Annotated in this window: 16 protein-coding genes; 12 read left to right on the top strand and 4 right to left on the bottom strand. The window is 66.6% G+C overall.

All coding sequences use genetic code 11. The features are described from left to right. Positions 1-14: 14 nt before the first annotated feature. Entirely contained in the window at positions 15-890 is an 876-nt protein-coding gene (locus ACZ6IE_RS06105; RefSeq protein ID WP_464607210.1) for a murein hydrolase activator EnvC family protein, read from the bottom strand. 179 nt (positions 891-1,069) lie between these two features. On the opposite strand from ACZ6IE_RS06105, the gene ACZ6IE_RS06110 reads away from it, so the two are divergent. The 10 genes from ACZ6IE_RS06110 to ACZ6IE_RS06155 all read left to right on the top strand — a co-directional run bounded on the left by ACZ6IE_RS06110 (position 1,070) and on the right by ACZ6IE_RS06155 (position 9,676). Continuing rightward, a complete protein-coding gene (locus tag ACZ6IE_RS06110) occupies positions 1,070-2,536 on the top strand; it encodes a sugar porter family MFS transporter (RefSeq protein ID WP_464607211.1) in 1,467 nt (488 codons plus the stop codon). Between the two features lie 221 nt (positions 2,537-2,757). Further along, a complete protein-coding gene (gene rpsB / locus ACZ6IE_RS06115) occupies positions 2,758-3,708 on the top strand; it encodes a 30S ribosomal protein S2 (protein ID WP_079727362.1) in 951 nt (316 codons plus the stop codon). 42 nt (positions 3,709-3,750) lie between these two features. Continuing rightward, a complete protein-coding gene (tsf, locus tag ACZ6IE_RS06120; protein WP_077053410.1) occupies positions 3,751-4,578 on the top strand; it encodes a translation elongation factor Ts in 828 nt (275 codons plus the stop codon). A 117-nt stretch (positions 4,579-4,695) separates the two neighbouring features. Then, entirely contained in the window at positions 4,696-5,412 is a 717-nt protein-coding gene (pyrH, locus tag ACZ6IE_RS06125) for a UMP kinase (RefSeq protein WP_464607212.1), read from the top strand. Between the two features lie 96 nt (positions 5,413-5,508). After that, positions 5,509-6,063, top strand: a complete 555-nt coding sequence (frr, locus tag ACZ6IE_RS06130; protein ID WP_079727364.1) for a ribosome recycling factor — start codon at positions 5,509-5,511, stop codon at positions 6,061-6,063. A gap of 41 nt (positions 6,064-6,104) precedes the next feature. Then, positions 6,105-7,115: a phosphatidate cytidylyltransferase gene (locus tag ACZ6IE_RS06135; RefSeq protein WP_464607213.1), complete on the top strand. Its 1,011-nt coding sequence runs from the start codon at positions 6,105-6,107 to the stop codon at positions 7,113-7,115. Between the two features lie 54 nt (positions 7,116-7,169). Then, positions 7,170-7,715, top strand: a complete 546-nt coding sequence (locus ACZ6IE_RS06140) for a DivIVA domain-containing protein (protein WP_464607214.1) — start codon at positions 7,170-7,172, stop codon at positions 7,713-7,715. A gap of 186 nt (positions 7,716-7,901) precedes the next feature. After that, on the top strand, positions 7,902-8,471 hold the full coding sequence (locus ACZ6IE_RS06145; protein WP_464607215.1) for an aggregation-promoting factor C-terminal-like domain-containing protein: 570 nt from the start codon (positions 7,902-7,904) through the stop codon (positions 8,469-8,471). 74 nt (positions 8,472-8,545) lie between these two features. Then, complete coding sequence (locus tag ACZ6IE_RS06150) at positions 8,546-8,836, top strand: hypothetical protein (protein ID WP_464607216.1); 291 nt, start codon at positions 8,546-8,548, stop codon at positions 8,834-8,836. A 117-nt stretch (positions 8,837-8,953) separates the two neighbouring features. After that, the gene (locus tag ACZ6IE_RS06155; RefSeq protein ID WP_464607217.1) at positions 8,954-9,676 is read left to right on the top strand and encodes an alpha/beta hydrolase; all 723 of its coding nucleotides are present in this window, start codon (positions 8,954-8,956) and stop codon (positions 9,674-9,676) included. A gap of 22 nt (positions 9,677-9,698) precedes the next feature. Here ACZ6IE_RS06155 and ACZ6IE_RS06160 read toward each other — a convergent pair whose 3' ends face one another. Beyond that, the gene (locus tag ACZ6IE_RS06160) at positions 9,699-10,751 is read right to left on the bottom strand and encodes an AI-2E family transporter (protein ID WP_464607218.1); all 1,053 of its coding nucleotides are present in this window, start codon (positions 10,749-10,751) and stop codon (positions 9,699-9,701) included. 244 nt (positions 10,752-10,995) lie between these two features. On the opposite strand from ACZ6IE_RS06160, the gene ACZ6IE_RS06165 reads away from it, so the two are divergent. Both ACZ6IE_RS06165 and ACZ6IE_RS06170 read left to right on the top strand, forming a co-directional pair. Further along, positions 10,996-12,789, top strand: coding sequence for a DUF8094 domain-containing protein (locus ACZ6IE_RS06165; RefSeq protein ID WP_464607219.1), 1,794 nt, complete (start codon positions 10,996-10,998; stop codon positions 12,787-12,789). A 49-nt stretch (positions 12,790-12,838) separates the two neighbouring features. Further along, on the top strand, positions 12,839-13,888 hold the full coding sequence (locus ACZ6IE_RS06170; RefSeq protein WP_464607220.1) for a tetratricopeptide repeat protein: 1,050 nt from the start codon (positions 12,839-12,841) through the stop codon (positions 13,886-13,888). Positions 13,889-13,973: 85 nt separating this feature from the next. On the opposite strand, the gene glgB is transcribed toward ACZ6IE_RS06170, so the two are convergent. Together glgB and ACZ6IE_RS06180 are read right to left on the bottom strand one after the other, a co-directional pair. After that, the gene (gene glgB / locus ACZ6IE_RS06175) at positions 13,974-16,718 is read right to left on the bottom strand and encodes a 1,4-alpha-glucan branching protein GlgB (protein WP_464607221.1); all 2,745 of its coding nucleotides are present in this window, start codon (positions 16,716-16,718) and stop codon (positions 13,974-13,976) included. Continuing rightward, positions 16,715-18,847: an alpha-1,4-glucan--maltose-1-phosphate maltosyltransferase gene (locus ACZ6IE_RS06180; RefSeq protein WP_464608593.1), complete on the bottom strand. Its 2,133-nt coding sequence runs from the start codon at positions 18,845-18,847 to the stop codon at positions 16,715-16,717. Before ACZ6IE_RS06180 ends, glgB begins: the two co-directional genes overlap by 4 nt. Between the last annotated feature and the right edge of the window lie 242 nt (positions 18,848-19,089).

The following is a 19,089-nucleotide window of genomic DNA, read 5'->3' on the forward strand; positions in this document are numbered from 1 at the left end:
CCCGCCGCCGCATGTCACGGCGCAGCGAAATCGCCGAGTGGCACGAGAACGGCTCTCCTCCTCAACACGAAGTAGGGCTCGGGGTCGACGTAATGGCCCCCGACCCGAGCCCCGACGTGAAGACACTCCGAGTCGCAGTGCCCGCCCTCGGAGATTCGGCCCACCGCCTGACCCGACCTCACCTGGTCGCCCTCCGATACGAGTGCGGAGATGGGCTCGAAACTCGACACCGTCCCATCGGCGTGCCGAATGGACAGGACTCCCCGATCAACCACCACTCCGGCAAAGAGAACGACGCCCGCGGCAGGGGCCACGACATCCTCACCCATCGATGCCGGCAGGTCGATGCCCCGGTGGCCCGCCGCGTATTCGTCGACCGGGCGTTCGAACGCACGATTGACCTGGCCCCGCCCGACGGGCCACACCCATCGAGCTGCCACGGGAGCTGCCGCCGCACTAGTGGCGGGCGATGTCGGGGGCGATGCCGCTGGCGCACCAACGGGTAGTGCCGACGCCGACCATTCCGGGTGCGCGGCCATGTCCGCGAACCCAAAGGCAAAAATGGAAACACAAATCAACACGCCCGATATCCCGCCGCGGATGAGCGGACCACGGCCCCGAGCAGTGTCTCGGGCTCCTGGCCCCAAAGCACGGGTGTCCCGCCGCATGCTCGGACAACGAGCTGCGTCTCCCTCGTCAGCCGAGGATCGCGGAATTTCGCGGTGCCTGGTCACGCCCACATTGCGCGCAATCCGGAGCGACGGACACGGCCATGATCGCGCCCCGACAGTCCGCTTCGTCGACACGTATACCTCCCCGACGGGCACTGCAAGGGCCGTCGCCCCTGAACCGGAGGGGATGCGGGGGCGTGCGTATACTTGCTGGGCCATGCTCACCAGCCTGGCCGCGCGAGCAACCGTGCAGCTGCCTGCGCCGCGATCTGTGGATGACTTCCGCTCGCAGCGCTTCGGGAGAAACGGTTGTCAGCCAGCACCGACACGACCAGAATGAAGGTCAGTTCGCCGGGCACCCCTCGGATGCCGCGAGCCCTGACTGGGGAGGTTACGAAATGTCCAACTCAACCGCGTCGAATCCGGCGCCGCCCAGTCAAGCCCAACTCACCCGCAGGGTCATCGGACTGGCGATCTCCGCCGCCGTCGGAGGCTTCCTCTTCGGCTTCGACTCGTCCGTGGTGAACGGTGCCGTCGACGCCATCCAGGGTCAGTTCGACCTCAGCTCGGGCGTCACCAGCTTCGCCGTCGCATCAGCCCTGCTCGGCTGTGCCGCCGGTGCCTACGGGGCGGGCCGCCTGGCCGACCGCTGGGGTCGCATCAAGGTCATGCTGTTGGGTGCCGGACTCTTCTTCGTCTCGTCGATCGGTGCCGGTTTCGCCTTCGCCGCCTGGGACCTGGTCATCTGGCGTCTCGTCGGTGGACTCGGCATCGGCATCGCATCGGTCATCGCGCCCGCCTACATCGCCGAGATCGCGCCGCGCAAGATTCGAGGCCGCCTAGCCTCTCTGCAGCAGCTCGCCATCACCCTCGGCATCTTCGCGGCCCTCTTGAGTGACGCCCTCTTCGCCAATGCAGCGGGTGGCGCGGCCAAAGAGTTCTGGTTCGGGCTCGAGGCGTGGCGCTGGATGTTCCTCGCCTGCGCTATCCCCGCCGTGATCTACGGCATCCTCGCCCTGCGCCTGCCCGAGTCGCCGCGCTATCTCGTGAGCCGCGGCAAGGAAGCCGAAGCCAAGAAGATCTTCGCGACCGTCTGGCCCTCCGACGAGGTCGACCGCGCCATGCGCGAGGCCGAGAAGTCGATCGAGGAAGACGAGATCGCCAAGAAGACCGGAACGCTGAAGGGCAACCGCTTCGGCCTGGCCCCGATCGTCTGGATCGGAATCATCCTCTCGATGCTGCAGCAGCTCGTGGGCATCAATGTCATCTTCTACTACTCGACGACGCTGTGGCAGGCCGTCGGCTTCGACGAGTCGAACTCCTTCACGATCTCGGTCATCACGAGCGTCACCAACGTCGCGGTCACGATCGTGGCCATCCTGCTCGTCGACCGCGTGGGGCGCCGTCCGTTGCTCCTGATCGGCTCGGTCGGCATGACGCTGTCGCTCGCCGCCATGACCCTGGCGTTCAGTCAGGCATCTATCGTCGACGGCAAGCCCGTGCTGGACGACCCGTTCGGCACCATCGCGCTCATCGGCGCCAACGTCTTCGTCATCTCGTTCGGCGTGAGCTGGGGCCCGCTCGTCTGGGTCTTGCTCGGCGAGATCTTCCCGACCCGCATCCGCGCCAAGGCGCTCGGTGTTGCTGCGGCGGCCCAGTGGCTGACCAACTTCCTCGTCACGGTCACGTTCCTGCCCCTGTCGCAAGATGTCTCGCTCACACTCACCTATGGCATCTACGCCCTCTTCGCCCTCCTCTCGTTCTTCTTCGTCTTCTTCAAGATCCCCGAAACGAACGGCATGGAATTGGAGCAGGCCGAAACGCTCTTCGTGCGCAAGGACAAGAAGAAGTCAGCCGTTTCCTAGTCCCCAGACTGGTATGCTGATTCGAGCACCTCGCTTGTCGGGGTGACTACGCGTGCCCATTCGGCCACACCATCCATCGGTCATCACCTCTTCCTGCTCGTTCGTTCGAGCAAATAAGAGCGATGCGGATGTCTGTGCCGGGCACCAGGATCAGTGGCCATCCGGCCAGGGATAACAACCGAGTGGCGTTCCTCAGGGGCGCCAGAATAGGAGAACGGCTCATGGCCGTCGTAACCATTCGCCAGCTGCTCGACAGCGGCGTGCACTTCGGGCACCAGACCCGCCGTTGGAACCCGAAGATGAAGCGTTTCATCTTCACCGAGCGTTCCGGCATCTACATCATCGACCTGCAGCAGTCGCTCGGCTACATCGACAAGGCCTACGACTTCGTCAAGGAGACTGTCGCCCACGGCGGCACCGTCCTCTTCGTCGGCACCAAGAAGCAGGCTCAGGAGAGCATCGCCGAGCAGGCGACGCGCGTCGGCCAGCCCTACGTCAACCAGCGTTGGCTCGGTGGCCTCCTCACCAACTTCAGCACCGTCTCGAAGCGCCTCGCTCGCATGAAGGAGCTCGAAGAGCTCGACTTCGAAGATTCGTCGAAGTCCGGCTTCACCAAGAAAGAGCTGCTCATCAAGAAGCGCGAGCTCGACAAGCTTCACAAGTCGCTCGGCGGTATCCGCAACCTCACCAAGACGCCTTCGGCCCTGTGGGTTGTCGACACGAAGAAAGAGCACCTCGCGATCGACGAGGCCAAGAAGCTCGGCATCCCCGTCATCGGCATCCTCGACACCAACTGCGACCCCGACGAAGTCACCTACCCGATCCCGGGTAACGACGACGCGATCCGCTCCGTGAGCCTGCTCACGCGCATCATCGCCGACGCCGCCGCCGAGGGCCTCATCCAGCGTCACCAGAAGCCCGAAGCCGGCGAGTCCTCCGCTCCGACCGAGCCCCTCGCCGAGTGGGAGCAGGAGCTGCTCGCGCAGAGCGAAGCCGCACCGCTGCCCACCGAAGAGAACGACGCCGACGCCGAGGTTGCGGCCAAGAACGAGGCTAAGGAAGACGCCCCGGTCGAGGACCCCAAGACCCCCGAGGCCGACGCCGACACCGAGGCTCGCCTCGAAGCAGAAGCGACCGAGGCTGAGAAGCAGCCCGCCGCCGACGCTGAATAATTTTCCCTCCTACCAGTTCCTAGAACGAGGAAGCAGATATTAATGGCAAACTTCACTGCCGCTGATGTGAAAGCGCTCCGCGACCGTCTCGGCGCGGGCATGATGGACAGCAAGAACGCACTCGTGGAAGCCGATGGCGACCTCGAGAAGGCTGTCGAGATCCTCCGCCTCAAGGGTGCCAAGTCGAACGCCAAGCGCGCCGACCGCTCCACGAGCGAGGGCCTCGTCGCCGCCAAGCAGAACGGCAACACGACCACGCTCATCGAGCTGGCCTGTGAGACCGACTTCGTGGCAAAGGGTGACAAGTTCATCAACCTGTCCGAGGTCGTCCTCGACGCCGCTGTTGCCGCCGGTGCAACCACCGTCGACGAGGCACTCGCCGCGTCGACCGGTGACAAGACGGTGGCCCAGGCCATCGACGAAGAGTCCGCCATCATCGGCGAGAAGGTGGAACTCCGCCGCCTCGCCGTCGTGACGGGTGACGACTTCGCCGTCTACCTGCACAAGACCTCGAAAGACCTGCCCCCGCAGGTCGGCGTGGTCGTCGGGTACACCGGTTCCGACGCCGACACCGCTCGCAGCATCGCCCAGCACATCGCCTTCGCCGACCCGCAGTACCTGGCTCGCGAAGACGTCCCTGCCGACGCTGTCGAGAAGGAGCGCGAGATCGTCACCGAGATCTCCCGCAACGAGGGCAAGCCCGAGGCAGCCCTGCCCAAGATCGTCGAAGGCCGCCTCGGCGCCTTCTTCAAGCAGGTCGCACTGCTCGAGCAGGACTACGCGAAAGACAACAAGGTCCAGGTGAAGAAGGTTGTGGCTGACGCCGGCCTCACCATCACCGGCTTCGTTCGTTTCAAGGTCGGGGCCTAATACCCCGAAGGAGCTCGGATTGCATTCACGCAATCCGAGCTCCTTTTTTGTGCGCACACGCCGAGCGCGGTGCGCACACAGTAGCTTTAGTGAAAATCAGGATGAAAGGGTGCACACATGACCGACCAGAAGAAGAAGCGCCGGGTACTGCTGAAACTGTCGGGCGAGTCATTCGGTGCAGGCGCACTCGGAGTGAACCCTGACGTCGTCGCATCCATCGCCCAGGAGATCGCCCAGGCGGCCCAAGAGGTCGAGGTGGCCATCGTCGTCGGCGGCGGAAACTTCTTCCGCGGCGCCGAGCTGTCGCAGCGCGGCATGGACCGCGGCCGTGCCGACTACATGGGCATGCTGGGAACCGTCATGAACGCCCTCGCCCTGCAGGACTTCCTCGAGCAGGCCGGCGCCGCCACGCGTGTTCAGTCCGCCATCTCGATGACGCAGGTCGCCGAGCCCTACATCCCGCGCCGTGCCGAACGCCACCTCGAAAAGGGTCGCGTCGTCATCTTCGGCGCCGGCGCCGGGCTTCCCTACTTCTCCACCGACACGGTTGCCGCGCAACGCGCCCTCGAAATCGGTGCCGACGTCGTACTCGTGGCCAAGAACGGTGTCGACGGCGTCTACTCGGACGACCCCCGCCAAAACCCTGACGCCCACAAGATCGACCACATTACCTACCAGGAGGCCCTGCAGCGCGGCCTGAAGGTCGTCGACTCGACCGCCTTCAGCCTGTGCATGGACAACAACATGCCGATGCAGGTCTTCGGCATGCAGCCGGCCGGCAACGTGACCGCCGCCATCCTCGGCGCCGGCCTCGGCACCCTGGTCCAGAACTAGCACCACCCCACCCGGGCGCCCCGGCGCCACCCGTATGTCGTCATCATCCGTTCACCATAGAATGGTGACGACTGCACGCAACGAGAAGGAGTCCCCGTGATCGCGGATGTTCTGTCAGACACCGGCGCCCGAATGAACAAGGCCGTCGAGGTCGCCAAAGACGATTTCGCCTCGGTTCGCACGGGCCGTGCCAACCCGCAGATGTTCCAGAAGATCCAGGTGAGCTACTACGGCACGCCGACGCCGCTCGAGCAGCTCGCATCGCTGCAGAACCAAGAGGCGCGCACACTCATCGTCACGCCCTATGACAAGTCCGCTCTGAAAGACATCGAGCAGGCCATCCGCGACACCCCGAACCTCGGAGCCAACCCCACCAACGACGGCACCATCGTGCGCGTCACCCTTCCCGAGCTCACCGAAGAGCGTCGCCGCGAATACGTGAAGATCGTGCGCGGCAAGGGTGAAGATGCCAAGGTCGCCGTGCGCAACATCCGTCGTAAGGGCAAGGATGACCTCGAGGCGCTGAAGAGCGAGGTCGGGGACGACGATGTGGCCCGCGCCGAAAAAGAACTCGAGGCGCTCACCAAGACCCACATCGACCAGATCGACGACGCGCTCAAGCGCAAGGAAGCGGAGCTCCTCGAGGTCTGACGCCTCGTGGAACACCCGCGTCCGCCCCAGGCGGCGATATGATGACCGATCCACACGAACCCCGCACAGGGAAGGTGCCGCGCGTTGCTGCCCGCAAACGCCTCAGCCGCGATGAACTCCAGTCGCAACTGAAGGCCAAGCGCGCCGACATCGAGCGGCAGGTGCAGGCGACGCGCGCGCAAATCGACCAGGCCAACGAGCGCATCGAGGCCCGCACCGGGCGCAACCTGGTGCTCGCCATCGGCATCGGATTGGTGCTCGGTCTGCTGCTCATCTCGAGCCTCATCTTCCTCAAATGGGTCTTCGTCATCTTCGCGGCCCTCATCGTCGCGATCACGACCTTCGAGTTAGTCCAGGCGCTCAACAAGTCGGGGCGCCGGCTCGACGCCATACCGCAGGTCGTCTTCGGCGTCGGCATCGTCGCTTCCGGCTACCTCGGCGACGGCGCCGTGCGGTGGTCGGCTCTGCTCGGCTCGATCGCGGTCGTCGTCGTATGGCGCCTCCTGGCGCAGATGGCCTCCCAGACGAGCCGATCCGCGATCGATACCGTCGCCGACCTCGCGACCGGAGCGTTCGTGCAGATCTACGTGCCGTTCCTCGCATCCTTCGCCGTCGTCCTCGTGCGGCAGGAGGGCGGCCAGTGGTGGGTGCTCGCGTTCCTCATCCTCGTCGTCTCGGTCGACACCGGGGCCTATGTGGCCGGGCTGAACTTCGGCAAGCATCCGATGGCGCCGCGAATCAGCCCCAAGAAGACGTGGGAAGGCTTCATCGGGGCCGGCATCGCGGCGGTCATCGCGGGCATGCTGCTGGCGATCTTCATGCTGCAGGTCGAGTGGTGGGTCGGAGTCATCCTGGGCGTGCTCATCCTGGGCACCGCCACCATGGGAGACCTCACCGAGTCGCTGATCAAACGCGATATGGGTGTCAAAGACATGAGCTCGTGGCTGCCCGGGCACGGCGGCATCCTCGACCGGCTCGACTCCATGCTGCCGTCGGCACCCATCGCGTTGGCCGTGTTCCTGATCGTCAACCTGCAGACACCGCTCGGATGACGCGGGCCACGTGCTCCGCGCCGAGCCTCCGCCGCGGTAAGGCAGAATAGTCGCGTGACAACGACATTCCCGACGGCCAAACGTCGCAGCAAAGGGTACGACCAGCGCGAGGTCGACGCGTTCCTCGCCCGGGCTCGCGCGGCTTATGACGCCGATGACGAGGGTGGCATGACATCCGACGAGATTCGGCACGTGTCGTTCGGCCTGAAGAAGGGTGGATACTCGACCGCCTATGTGGACGCCGCGCTCGAGCGTCTCGAAGACGCCTTCTTCCTGCGAGAACGCGAGCGCGCGTTCGAAGAGGCAGGGAAACGCGAGTGGCTCTCGTCGGCTCGAGAGACCGCGCAGGTCATCCTGAACCGGCTCGCCCGCCCCGACGGTGAACGCTTCTCGCGAGTGAGCGTGCTCTCCAAGGGCTACCGCCGGTCAGAGGTGGATGCCCTGGCCGAACGCCTCATCGCCTATTTCGAAGAGGGAAAACCGGTCAATATAGAGCAGGTCCGCACGGTCGCGTTCTCCGCTCAGCGCGGGGGATATCGGGAGTCGCAGGTCGACCTTCTCCTCGACAGCGTCGTCGAAGTCATGCTGGCGGTTCGCTGAACCGACCCCCCTCGGGTGGCTAATACACGACATCTCGGCTAAAATCGGATGATCGTGGGTAAGCATGTAGTGAATCTTCCAGCATCCAAGCCGACTCGAGGCACTCGAGCGGCGTTCCACAGACCTCGATCCCGGTCGCGAATTGCGCTCTTCGCATTCGCATTCGCCGCGGCATCCGGGGTCGTCATGGTCAACGTGGTAGACCCGACGGCAGGCGCTATCGCGTCGCCGTACTACCAGCCGGCCGGTCAACGCTTCGACGGCGAGGCCGCTCAGACGGTCGCCGTCGCGGGTGGGTACGAGACCGGCTTCGACCGCGACGGCTACGAGGTCGTGTTGGCTCCCAAGCCGACCCCGACACCGACGCCGGTCGTCGAGACCCCCGCCACCGGTACCGCCACCAAGAAGGCCGCAACAGGTTCGGGCGTGGCTCCCGTGGCCGCGGCCCCCGACCCCGGGTCGGCCAAGGCCATCGCGCGCGACATGCTCGCGGCGCGTGGCATGGGCGATGACCAGTACTCCTGCCTCGTTTCCCTGTGGAACAAGGAGTCGGGTTGGCGCGTCAACGCGAACAACGGCTCCTCGGGTGCCTACGGCATTCCGCAGGCGCTCCCCGGCAGCAAGATGGCGACGGCTGGTGCCGACTGGCAGACCAACCCGGCCACCCAGATCACCTGGGGTCTCGGCTATATCACGGGGCGCTACGGCAGCCCGTGTGGCGCCTGGGCTCACTCGCAGGCCATGAACTGGTACTAAGAACAACGCTGAACCACTCACGCTGGGGTCGCATCTTCGGATGCGGCCCCTTCGTTGTTCCCTAGGATGGTTTCATGCCCAGAAGCAACCGGCCCCGCGGGCGCAAACCCTCGAACAACGATGAAGATCTCTCTTATCTGATGTCGGGTTGGCGGCGTACCGAAACCCGCCGCGGCCGTGAATGGAACGTGCAGCCGGTGTCGGCCACCCAGGCCGCCAAGGTCTACATCTGCCCCGGGTGCCAGCTCGGCATCCAGATCGGGGTGGCGCACATCGTGGCGTGGCGCGCAGACGGCGTCATGGGTGACGAGGCCGACCTCGCCGCGCGGCGCCACTGGCACCTGCACTGTTGGAACATCGCCTGAGCCAGACTACGGCGGCGACATCCACGGCGCTACAGCGGCATCCGCGGCATGACGCGGCATGACGTGGCCTGACAGCGGCGAGAGACAGAGAACGACAAGATAAGCGACAGGACGAGTATGAGCGACGAGATCGAGATCCGGGGGAGCGTCGAGCTTCCCGCTCGGCGGCAAGACGTGGAGCTGCACACGGAGGACGGGCTCACGCTCGTCGGCGAGCTGGCGCTCCCCGAACACGGCGACCCGGTCGCCACGCTCGTGACGCTGCACCCACTGCCGACCCACGGCGGCTTCATGGACTCGCACATTCTGCGCAAGGCCGCGGCGAGGCTTCCCGCGCTGGCACAACTGGCCGTGCTGCGGTTCAACACGCGCGGAACGACGTCTCCCCGGGGTACGAGCGACGGGGCGTTCGAGCAGGGCATCGGCGAAGAAGCCGATGTGCGCGCGGCGATGGACCTGGTCGCGCAGTTCTCGCTGCCGCATCCGTGGCTCGTGGGCTGGTCGTTCGGCACCGAGTTGGCGCTGAAGTACGGCCGACAGCACGACGTCGACGGGGCCATCCTGTTGTCGCCGCCGCTGCACCGCGCAACGGCCGAGGAGGTTGCGGCCTGGCAGGGTGACCCGCGCACACTCATCGCTCTGATCCCCGAGTTCGACGAATACCTGCGTCCGGATGCCGCGGCCGAACGTTTTGCGTCGGTTCCGGACATGACGCTCATCCCGGTGGCCGGCGGCAAACACCTGTGGGTCGGGGAGTCTCAGACCCGCACGGTGCTGACCGAGATCGTGCGCGCCGTGAACCCCGAGGCGTTGCCCCTGCCGACCGTCTGGAACGGCTGACGCTTCGGCCGGCGCGGAGGTCCTACAGCTCGTTCTGGCGCGGGATGAGGACCTGTTTGATGATGAGCAGGATCGACGCGGCCGTCGGGATGGCGATGAGCGCGCCGAGGAGTCCGAGCAGCGAGCCACCGGCCAGGGCGGCGATGACGACGACGGCTCCGGGCACGGCGACGGCCCGGCTCATGATGCGAGGGCTCAAGACATACGCCTCGATCTGCATGTAGATGAGGTAGTAGATGGCCGCGGTGATGGCCGTGGTCACGCCGCCGAGGCCCGGAATGAAGCAGACGAGCGTGATGATGATGGAGCCCGTCAGCGTTCCCACGAGCGGGATGAGCGAGAACGAGAACGCGACGACCGCGAGGACGGCCGGGAACGGCGCCTGGATGATCGACAGGAAGATGAACGACAACACGCCGTTGATGGCGGCCGTCGATGCCTGGCCGATGACGTAACGCCCGACGGAGGACGTGATCTGCTCGGACAGGTCGGCGAAGTTCGCACGCTTCGACGCGGGCACCAGCTGGTACATGCCGCGCTTCATCGAGGGCAGAGACGCCGTGAAGTACAGGGTGAGGATGAGGACGATCAGCACGCCGAAGAGCGCGGAACCGACTCCGACGACGAAGGACAGCAGACCACCGGTCAGGTTGGCGACGCTGTTCACGTCGCTGAAGAACTTGCCGACCTCGCCGATGATGTTGTCGACCGGCACCCAGGGGAACTGTGCCTTGATGTACTCGACGAGACTCAGGTCACCGATCTGCTGCTGGATGGTGGGGATGAGCTTGACGAGCTTCGTGATCTGCTCGGCGATGATGGGCACGAGCATCCACACGAGGCCCGCGACCAGCGCGAGGACGCCCACGACGACGATGAGCACGGCCGACCAGCGCGGGAAGTGCTTCTTCTCGAGCCATCCGACTATCGGCTCGAGACCGAGGGCGATGAAGAGGGCCGCACCGATATAGATCAGGATGGTCTGCAGCGAGATGATCGACGTGATGATCAGCAGGCCGAGGCCGACGCCGAGCGTCGCGACCAGGCCGAACCGGAACGGATTCTGAATCTTCATGGGTGCCCCTTCGGCGCGAACGGCCGGAGAGACCCCGGCCGCAATATCGCTTCATCGTAGCGCGCGGCGCGCCCCCGCCCCGCCGAGGGCCGACCCCGTTGCGCATGCGCCTCCGCTCACTTTCTAGACGCCTCTCAGACTGTGCCGCTAGTCTGGAATGTCTGTGTTCGTCGCCGTCCGCCCGTCACGAACCCCTGTCGACGGGTGCGAGAACCCCCGCAACGGCGACCCAGGAGGAGATTTCGTGCGATTCGTACTCGCTATAGCCGCGTTCGTCGTGGCCGCCGCCATGATCATCACGGGCATCGCTCAACGCACCGTGTTCCTGGGTCCGCCGACCCAGACGGTCGACGTGAAGGTGTCGGGCGAGCTGCCCTACACGGTCATCGACGGCACCACACTGAACGCCAACCCTGGTCAACAGACTGTGACGTTGGCCGGTTCGTCGAAGGCCTATCTTGCCTACGGCCGCACATCCGACGTGAAGGCGTGGCTGGGGGAGTCGAAGTACAACCTGCTGACACTCGATGACGAGAAGAAGCTCGTGTCCGACGTCGTGACGCCGAAGCCCGCCGACACGTCTACCGGGTCCAATTCGGGGGATGACGCATCGACCGACGCCGATGCGGCCTCAGACGTGACCGACCCCGCCGGTTCCGACCTGTGGCTCGGCGAGTTCACCGAAGACCGCGCCCTCATTGCGCCCATGAGCGTGCCCGACGACGTGAGTGTGCTGATCGCTTCGGATGGCTCGGAGCCCGCCCCTTCCACCGTCAAGCTCTCGTGGCCGCTCGACAACGCCACACCGTGGGCAGGCCCTTTGATCGTCGGCGGCATCATCCTGCTGGCTGTCGGCCTCGTGCTCTACCTGCTGGGCCTGCGCCACATGCGCCGTTCGCGCGGCCCGCGCCGCAAGTCGCTGCCGCCGCTCGACGGCCAGAAGAAACTGCCGCGCGCTCCCAAAGCCCAGCGCCCCAAAGCCGCACGCCGCAACGCCCTCATCGCGGTCATCCCCGTCGCCCTCGTCTCGTCGCTGGCCCTGAGCGGTTGCAGTCCGAGTTTCTGGCCGCAGCCGCCGGCCCAGAGCGCCACTCCGACCAGCACCTCGACCGATGCGGCCGCCACGGATGACAGCCAGCCCGCGCCCGTCGTCAGCGTGCCGCAGATCGAGCGCATCGTGTCGAAGATCTCGGCGGTCGTCGCCGACGCCGACGAGCAGAAGAGCGCCGACGTCGCGGCCACGCGCTTGACCGGTCCCGCGCTCGACGAGCGCAAGGCGAACTACCAGATCCGTTCGAAGAACGCAGAGGCTCAGGCGACCGCCGCGATTCCCGCGTCGCCCATCACGCTCACGCTGCCGCAGGCCTCCGACACGTGGCCGCGCACCGTGATGACGGTCATCCAGGATGCCGAAGACACGAGCGTCGCTCCGACGTTGCTCGTGCTGACGCAGGAGACGCCGCGCGCCAACTACCTCATCGACTACTCCGTGCGGCTCGAGCCCCAGGCTCAGATTCCGGATGTCGCGCCCGCCACCATCGGCGCCTCGCAGATCCCGCCGGACTCGAGCTTCCTGCTGATCGCACCTGACAAGATCGCCGAGGCCTACGCCGACGTGCTCGCCAACGGCGACGGGTCGCAATACGCGGCCCAGTTCGCGGCCGAAGGCGACACGCTGCGCACCCAGGTGTCAGAAGACCGCGAGAAGAAGAAGGCCGACCTGCCCGACACGGCGTCGATCGAATTTGCCACGAAGGCGGGATCCGGCCCGGCGCTGGCTCTCGCGACGAACGACTCGGGTGCCATCATCGCCGTCAACGTGACCGACTCCGAGACCGTCAAGCCGGTCGAAGAGGGCGCGAGCGTGAAGACATCCGGAGCCGTCGCGGCACTGAGTGGTCTCACCGAGACAAAGAAGGGTGTCACGAGCACCTACGGAGATCAGCTGCTGTTCTACGTGCCGCCGACCGGAAGCAGCGAGAAGATTCGACTGCTCGGCTTCAGCCAGGGGCTCGTGAGCGCCACCGAACTGCCGTAGGCAGCGCGCCGCCATCTACTGTTTGTCATCACTGGAGGATCTGTAAGACATGGCCAATCTCGATGTGAACCCCGCCGCTCTGCGTGGAGCCGTCGACCTGTCCGGGCTCGTCAACCGGGCCAACGCTCAGGCGGCCGCACAGGCCACGGGCGCGACAAATGGTGCCGGGGCTGCCGGAGCGGGTGCTGGGGCCCCCACAGGCGCACCAGGGCAGGCAGCGGCCGGCCAGCCCGGAGGCACGGGTGCTGCCGGCGCAGCTATCGAGTTGCCCGGGCTCGTCTTCGACGGAACCGATGAGAACTTCACCCAGTTCCTCGACCTCTCCGCTCAGGTTCCCGTCATCGTCGACCTGTGGGCCGAGTGGTGCCAGCCGTGCAAGCAGCTGTCGCCCATCCTCGACAAGCTCGTCGCCGAATTCGGCGGCCGGTTCGTGCTCGTCAAGGTCGACGTCGACCAGAACCCGCAACTGACCCAGGCGTTCCAGGCGCAGTCCATTCCGACGGTCGCCGCCGTCATCGGCGGACGCCCGCTGCAACTGTTCCAGGGTGCCATCCCCGAGCCCCAGGTGCGCCAGGTGTTCGAGCAGGTTCTCGAGGCCGCCGCGCAGAGCGGCGTCTCGGGCTCGGTCACGGTCGTGGGGGCCGCCGAGGGGGGCGCGGAGGCCGCAGCCCCCGAGGAGCCGCCGCTGCCGCCGCTGCACCAGGAGGCCTACGACGCGATCGACCAGGGAGACTACCCGGCCGCCATCCGCGCCTATGAGAAGGCCATCGCGCAGAACCCCACCGACAAGATGGCGCACGCCGGGCTCGCCCAGGTGAGCCTGCTGCACCGCCTGAACGGCAAGACGCTCGACGAGATCCGCTCGGCCGCCGCGCAAAAGCCCGATGACCTCGGCGCCCAGCTCGACGTCGCCGACCTCGACCTCTCGGGCGGGCATGTCGAGGATGCTTTCGACCGTCTGCTCATGCTGTTCCCCGAGCAGGACGCCGACGGCAAGAACACCGTCCGGGCGCGTCTCCTGCAGCTGTTCGAGGTCGTCGGGCTCGATGACCCGCGAGTCGCGATTGCGCGAGGGCGCCTCACGAACTTGCTCTTCTAGACGCGGTCCACGCACCGCTTACACGAAACGGCCGGGAGAAGGATTCATATCCTCTCCCGGCCGTTTCGTCGTGTGACGGGTATCGCTATCCGCGGTACTTGAGCCAGACCGCGCCGAGGGGCGGCAGCGACATCGACGCCGACGCGTTGCGGCCGGCCCAGGGGTCGTCGGTCGCCGTGACGGTGCCCATGTTGCCGACACCGGATCCACCGAACGCCGCGGCATCCGTGTTGAGGATCTCGTCCCACTCGCCGGCAAAGGGCAGGCCCGTGCGGTAGTCGTGGTGCGGAGAGCCCGAGAAGTTGACGAAGACGGCGATCGCGCTGCCGTCTTCAGCCCAGCGGATGAAGGAGATCACCGAGCGTTCGGCGTCGCCACCGTCGAGCCACTCGAAGCCCTGGTGCGACGCGTCCAGCTCCCACAGGGCCGGGTTGGCGACGTAGGACTTGTTGAGCTGCGACACGAGGTCGAAGAGGCCCTGGTGGCTGGGCTGGTCGAGGGTCCACCAGTCGAGCCCGCGGCCCTCCGACCATTCGGACTGCTGCCCGAACTCTTGGCCCATGAAGAGCAGCTGCTTGCCGGGGTGCGCCCACATGAAGGCGAGGTAGGCGCGCATATTCGCGAGTTTCTGCCAGTGGTCGCCGGGCATCTTGCTGAAGAGCGACCCCTTGCCGTGCACGACCTCGTCGTGGCTGATCGGCAGGAGGAAATTCTCGCTGAACGCATAGACGAGCGAGAACGTGAGCTCGTTGTGGTGGTACGAACGGTAGAGCGGGTCCTCCTGGATGTACTGCAACGAGTCGTGCATCCATCCCATGTTCCACTTGTAGCCGAAACCGAGGCCGCCTTCGCTCGTGGGCTTGGTGACACCGGGCCAGCTGGTGGATTCCTCGGCGATCACGACGACGCCGGGGTTGCGCTTGTAGGCCGTCGCGTTGGCTTCCTGCAGCAGCGAGATCGCCTCGAGGTTTTCGCGGCCACCGTATTGGTTCGGCAGCCACTCGCCCTCGTTGCGCGAGTAGTCGAGGTAGAGCATCGAAGCGACGGCGTCGACACGCAGGCCGTCGACGTGGAACTCTTCGAGCCAGTAGAGCGCGTTGGCGACCAGGAAGTTCTTGACCTGGCGCTGGCCGAAGTCGAAGACGAGTGTGCCCCAGTCCTTCTGCTCGCCGCGGCGCGGGTCGGGGTGCTCGTAGAGCGGCTGGCCGTCGAAGTTCGCCAGCGCCCAGCCATCCTTGGGGAAGTGCCCGGGAACCCAGTCGAGCAGAACGCCGATGCCGGCGCCGTGCAGACGGTCGATGAGGTAGCGCAGGTCGTCGGCGTTGCCGAAACGGCTGGTGGGGGCGTAGTAACCCGTCACCTGGTAGCCCCACGAGCCACCGAAGGGATGCTCGGCGAGCGGCATGAATTCAACGTGCGTGTAGCCGAGGGCGAGCACATAGTCGATGAGCGGTTCGGCGAGTTCGCGGTAGCCGAGGCCCGGACGCCACGAACCGACGTGCATCTCGTAGACGCTCATGGGTCGGCGGTGCACCTCGGTGGTGGCGCGCTGCTCGAGCCACGCGGCATCTTGCCATTCGTGTGTCGACGGCGGAGCGACGATGGACGCGGTGCCGGGGGACTGCTCGGCGAAACGCGCCATCGGGTCGGCTTTGCGGTGCCAGACGTTGTCCTGGCCCAGGAGGTCGAACTTGTAGAGCGCGTCGGCTTCGAGGCCGGGCACGAAGATCTCCCACACACCCGTCGAACCCATGTTGCGGAGCGCGTGGCCCGTGCCATCCCAGCCGTTGAAGTCGCCGACGACGCGTGCGGCCTGGGCGTTGGGGGCCCACACCGAGAAGCTCACGCCCGAGATGCCGCCGTGGGTTCGCACGTGCGCGCCGAGGGCGGTCCAGAGCTCTTCGTGGCGACCTTCACCGATGAGGTGCAGGTCGAGTTCGCCGATGGTCGGGGCGAAACGGTAAGGGTCGTCGGCGATCCAGGGGGGACCGTCTTCATAGGTGGCCTCGACGGTGTAGTCGACGGGGTCGCCGTCGAAGACGCCCTGCCAGATGCCGGCGTGGGCGTGCTCGAGCGCGACGGTGCCGCCCGGCTCGAGGTGCGCGGTGACCGATTCTGCCAAGGGGCGTCGGGCGCGGATGACCGTGCGGCCACCGCCGAGCGGGTGGATGCCGAGAACGCTGTGGGGGGAGTAGTACCGGCCCTCGGCGACGGCTTCGAGAATCCACTCGTCGACCGTGGGGTCGACGGGGGTCGCCTCCAAGGACTGTGCGTCGGAAGAGTCGTGGGCTGAAGCCGATGCGGCCGCTCCGTCGTCGGGCGAGCCGGAGGAGGAGACGACCTCGGCGGATGCGTCTCTATCGGTCGTCGGTGCGTCCGTTGCCGCGGCGGTCAGTGTGACGGTCGCGGTGTCGGCCGCTGTTTCGGTCGCGGTGTCGGCCGCCGGGACGACCTCGGGGGCGGCGGCGCTGTCTTCGGTCGCGGTCGCGGTCGCGGCCTCGGGCTCGTTGCCGGGAACGTCGATCACGACATCCGAGGCATCGCCATCGAACTGGCTGACCTGGGCGGGCAGCTCTTCCTCGACCTCGTCGGCGTGCGCCTCGGCCTCGGGCGAGATGGTTTCGGGGTCGCGGTCCTGGCCGGCGTATTCGCCGAACGGCTCCGCGTGGTGCGCGTGCTCCACGCCCGGCGCTTCGGAGACGGGCGTGGTTGCGTCGGGCTTCTCGTTCTGTTCGGTCACAGGTTCCTCAGCCTTCGGTGCGGGTGTCGATGTGGTCTCGTCGGGCTCGTCGGCCGACTTCTTGGACCAGGGGAAACGGGGAGGGGTCATGGGCGGATCTCCTTCGCCTCGAAGATGTGCACCGGGTGCGAGAACGCATCCAGTCGCACGTAGTTGTGGTCCCCCCACGTGTAGGTGTCGCCGGTCACGAGGTCGGTGACCTCGTAGGCGGCGCCCTGCGGAATGCCGAACGCGGTCGTGTCGAGGTGCACCGTGGTCTCGCGGACGGAGTGCGGGTCGACGTTGGCGACGACGAGGATGCGGTCACTCGTGCCGCTTTCGGTGAAAGCGCCGTCGAGGAATTTGCTGTAGACGAGGATGCTGTCGTCATCGCTCGCATGCAGCGTCAGGTTGCGCAGCTGCTGCAGGGCGGGGTGCTCGCGGCGGATCTTGTTGAGCAGCCCGAGGTACAGGCCTAGCGATGCGCCGGCCTGTTCGGCGGCCGCGAAGTCGCGCGGCTTGTATTCGTACTTCTCGTTGTCGATGTTCTCTTCGGCGCCCGGTCGGGCCACGTTCTCGAACAACTCGAATCCGGAGTAGACACCCCAGACGGGCGCGGCCGTCGCGGCGAGAGCTGCGCGGATCGTGTAGGCGCTCGGCCCACCGAATTGCAGGTACTCGGTGAGGATGTCGGGTGTGTTGACGAAGAGGTTCGGGCGCAGGAAGTCGCTCGTCTCGTGGGAGATGCTCTGGAAGAACTCCTCGAGCTCTTCCTTGGTGTTGCGCCACGTGAAGTAGCTATAGCTCTGCTGGAAGCCCACCTTGGCGAGCCCCTGCAGCATGGCGGGGCGCGTGAAGGCTTCGGCGAGGAACACGATGTCGGGGTGCGTCTGGCGCACCTCGTGCATGATCCACTCCCAGAAGTCGAGCGGTTTGGTGTGCGGGTTGTCGACGCGGAAGATGTGCACGCCCAGGTCGATCCAGTGCCGCAGCACGCGCAGCGCTTCCTGGCGGATGCCCTCGGGGTCGTTGTCGAAGTTGATCGGGTAGATGTCCTGATACTTCTTCGGCGGGTTTTCGGCGTAGGCGATGGTGCCGTCGGGCAGGGTGGTGAACCATTCGGGATGCTCGGTGACCCACGGGTGGTCGGGCGACGCCTGCAGCGCGAAGTCGAGGGCGACCTCGATGCCGTGTTTCCGCGCCTCGGCGACGAAGAATTCGAAGTCTTCGACGGTGCCGAGGTCGGGGTGGATGGCGTCGTGCCCGCCCTCGGCCGAGCCGATGGCCCACGGCGATCCGGGGTCGTGCGGCCCCGGGTTCATGGTGTTGTTCGGGCCCTTACGGAACGCGTGGCCGATGGGATGGATGGGCGGCAGGTAGAGCACGTCGAAGCCCATTGCCGCCACACCTTCGAGGCGCCGGGCCGCGGTGCGGAACGTTCCGGATTGCCAGGATCCGTCGGCATTCTTGACGGCACCCTCGGAGCGGGGGAAGAACTCGTACCAGGAGCCGACACCGGCGCGGCGACGCTCGACGCGCAGGGTGCGCTCGTCGGAGAAGCTTTCGAGCGAGGCCAGCGGGATGTCGGCGAGGAGCGCTGACACGGTCTCGTCGCCGATCACGGCGGCGCGCTCGTCGATCGAGCGTTCGTCGTCGAGCAGCGTGCGGGCGGCCGCCGAGAGGCGGGCGCGGGCGTCTTCGGAGCGTTCGGGCTGGTCGGCGGCGAGGGCGGCGAGCCCCGCGCCGATCTGGAACATGAGCTCGACATCGATGCCGGCGGGCACCTTGATTTCGGCGGCGTGCTGCCACGTGGCCCAGTCGTCGGCGAACGCGCGCACGCGGAAGGTGTAGTCGCCCTCGACATCTACGCGGACGAGCCCTTCCCAGCGGTCGAGGCCCGGGGCGCCGGGGGAGAGGCGGTGAGCCGTCGTGGTGCCCGACGGGTCGGTGAGGAGCAGCTGCGTGCCGATGAGGTCGTGCCCCTCGCGGAAGGCGGTGGCGCCGAACTCGACGACCTCGCCGACGACGGCTTTGGCCGGCCACAGGTGGTCGGGGAGCGCGGGGGTCACGTCGAGCACGGGGATGCGACCGATGACGGGTCGGAAGTCGCTGGCCGCCTGCTGCGCAGCGTCGGGTGCCGTCGGAGTGGCGGAATCGCCCTGGTTCGCAGCGAGCGAGAGGTCGAGCGCGGCCGCGCCAGCCGTGGCAGAGGCGCCGGCGGTCGAACCGCTCGTCGGCAGGTCGCCGCCCGATGCCTCGGTCGGAACGTTCTCGGTGCCCGGCTGGGTCGGTGCGGCGTCGGCGGCGGCCGGTGCAGCGTCGTCGGCCGGTGAATCGGGTGTGTGCGACGCGGCCGTCGCGGGCGGCGTCGGCGGTGATGGTTCCACGATCGTGGTTTCGACGGTATCCGCCGCGCCCGGGTTCACCGCGCCGGGGTTCGCTGCGCCCGGGGCCACTGCCCCCGGGTTCGTCACAATCCCGT

This window comes from Okibacterium sp. AC114, from assembly GCF_979253355.1.

Excerpts from the sequence above, each read along its gene's own strand:
- ACZ6IE_RS06160 (WP_464607218.1), bottom strand. The coding sequence starts at position 10,751 with ATGAAGATTCAGAATCCGTTCCGGTTCGGCCTGGTCGCGACGCTCGGC.
- pyrH (WP_464607212.1), top strand. The coding sequence starts at position 4,696 with ATGACCGACCAGAAGAAGAAGCGCCGGGTACTGCTGAAACTGTCGGGC.
- ACZ6IE_RS06155 (WP_464607217.1), top strand. The coding sequence starts at position 8,954 with ATGAGCGACGAGATCGAGATCCGGGGGAGCGTCGAGCTTCCCGCTCGG.
- ACZ6IE_RS06145 (WP_464607215.1), top strand. The coding sequence starts at position 7,902 with ATGGTCAACGTGGTAGACCCGACGGCAGGCGCTATCGCGTCGCCGTAC.
- ACZ6IE_RS06110 (WP_464607211.1), top strand. The coding sequence starts at position 1,070 with ATGTCCAACTCAACCGCGTCGAATCCGGCGCCGCCCAGTCAAGCCCAA.
- glgB (WP_464607221.1), bottom strand. The coding sequence starts at position 16,718 with ATGACCCCTCCCCGTTTCCCCTGGTCCAAGAAGTCGGCCGACGAGCCC.
- ACZ6IE_RS06105 (WP_464607210.1), bottom strand. The coding sequence starts at position 890 with ATGGCCCAGCAAGTATACGCACGCCCCCGCATCCCCTCCGGTTCAGGG.
- ACZ6IE_RS06135 (WP_464607213.1), top strand. The coding sequence starts at position 6,105 with ATGACCGATCCACACGAACCCCGCACAGGGAAGGTGCCGCGCGTTGCT.
- tsf (WP_077053410.1), top strand. The coding sequence starts at position 3,751 with ATGGCAAACTTCACTGCCGCTGATGTGAAAGCGCTCCGCGACCGTCTC.
- ACZ6IE_RS06150 (WP_464607216.1), top strand. The coding sequence starts at position 8,546 with ATGCCCAGAAGCAACCGGCCCCGCGGGCGCAAACCCTCGAACAACGAT.
- rpsB (WP_079727362.1), top strand. The coding sequence starts at position 2,758 with ATGGCCGTCGTAACCATTCGCCAGCTGCTCGACAGCGGCGTGCACTTC.
- ACZ6IE_RS06170 (WP_464607220.1), top strand. The coding sequence starts at position 12,839 with ATGGCCAATCTCGATGTGAACCCCGCCGCTCTGCGTGGAGCCGTCGAC.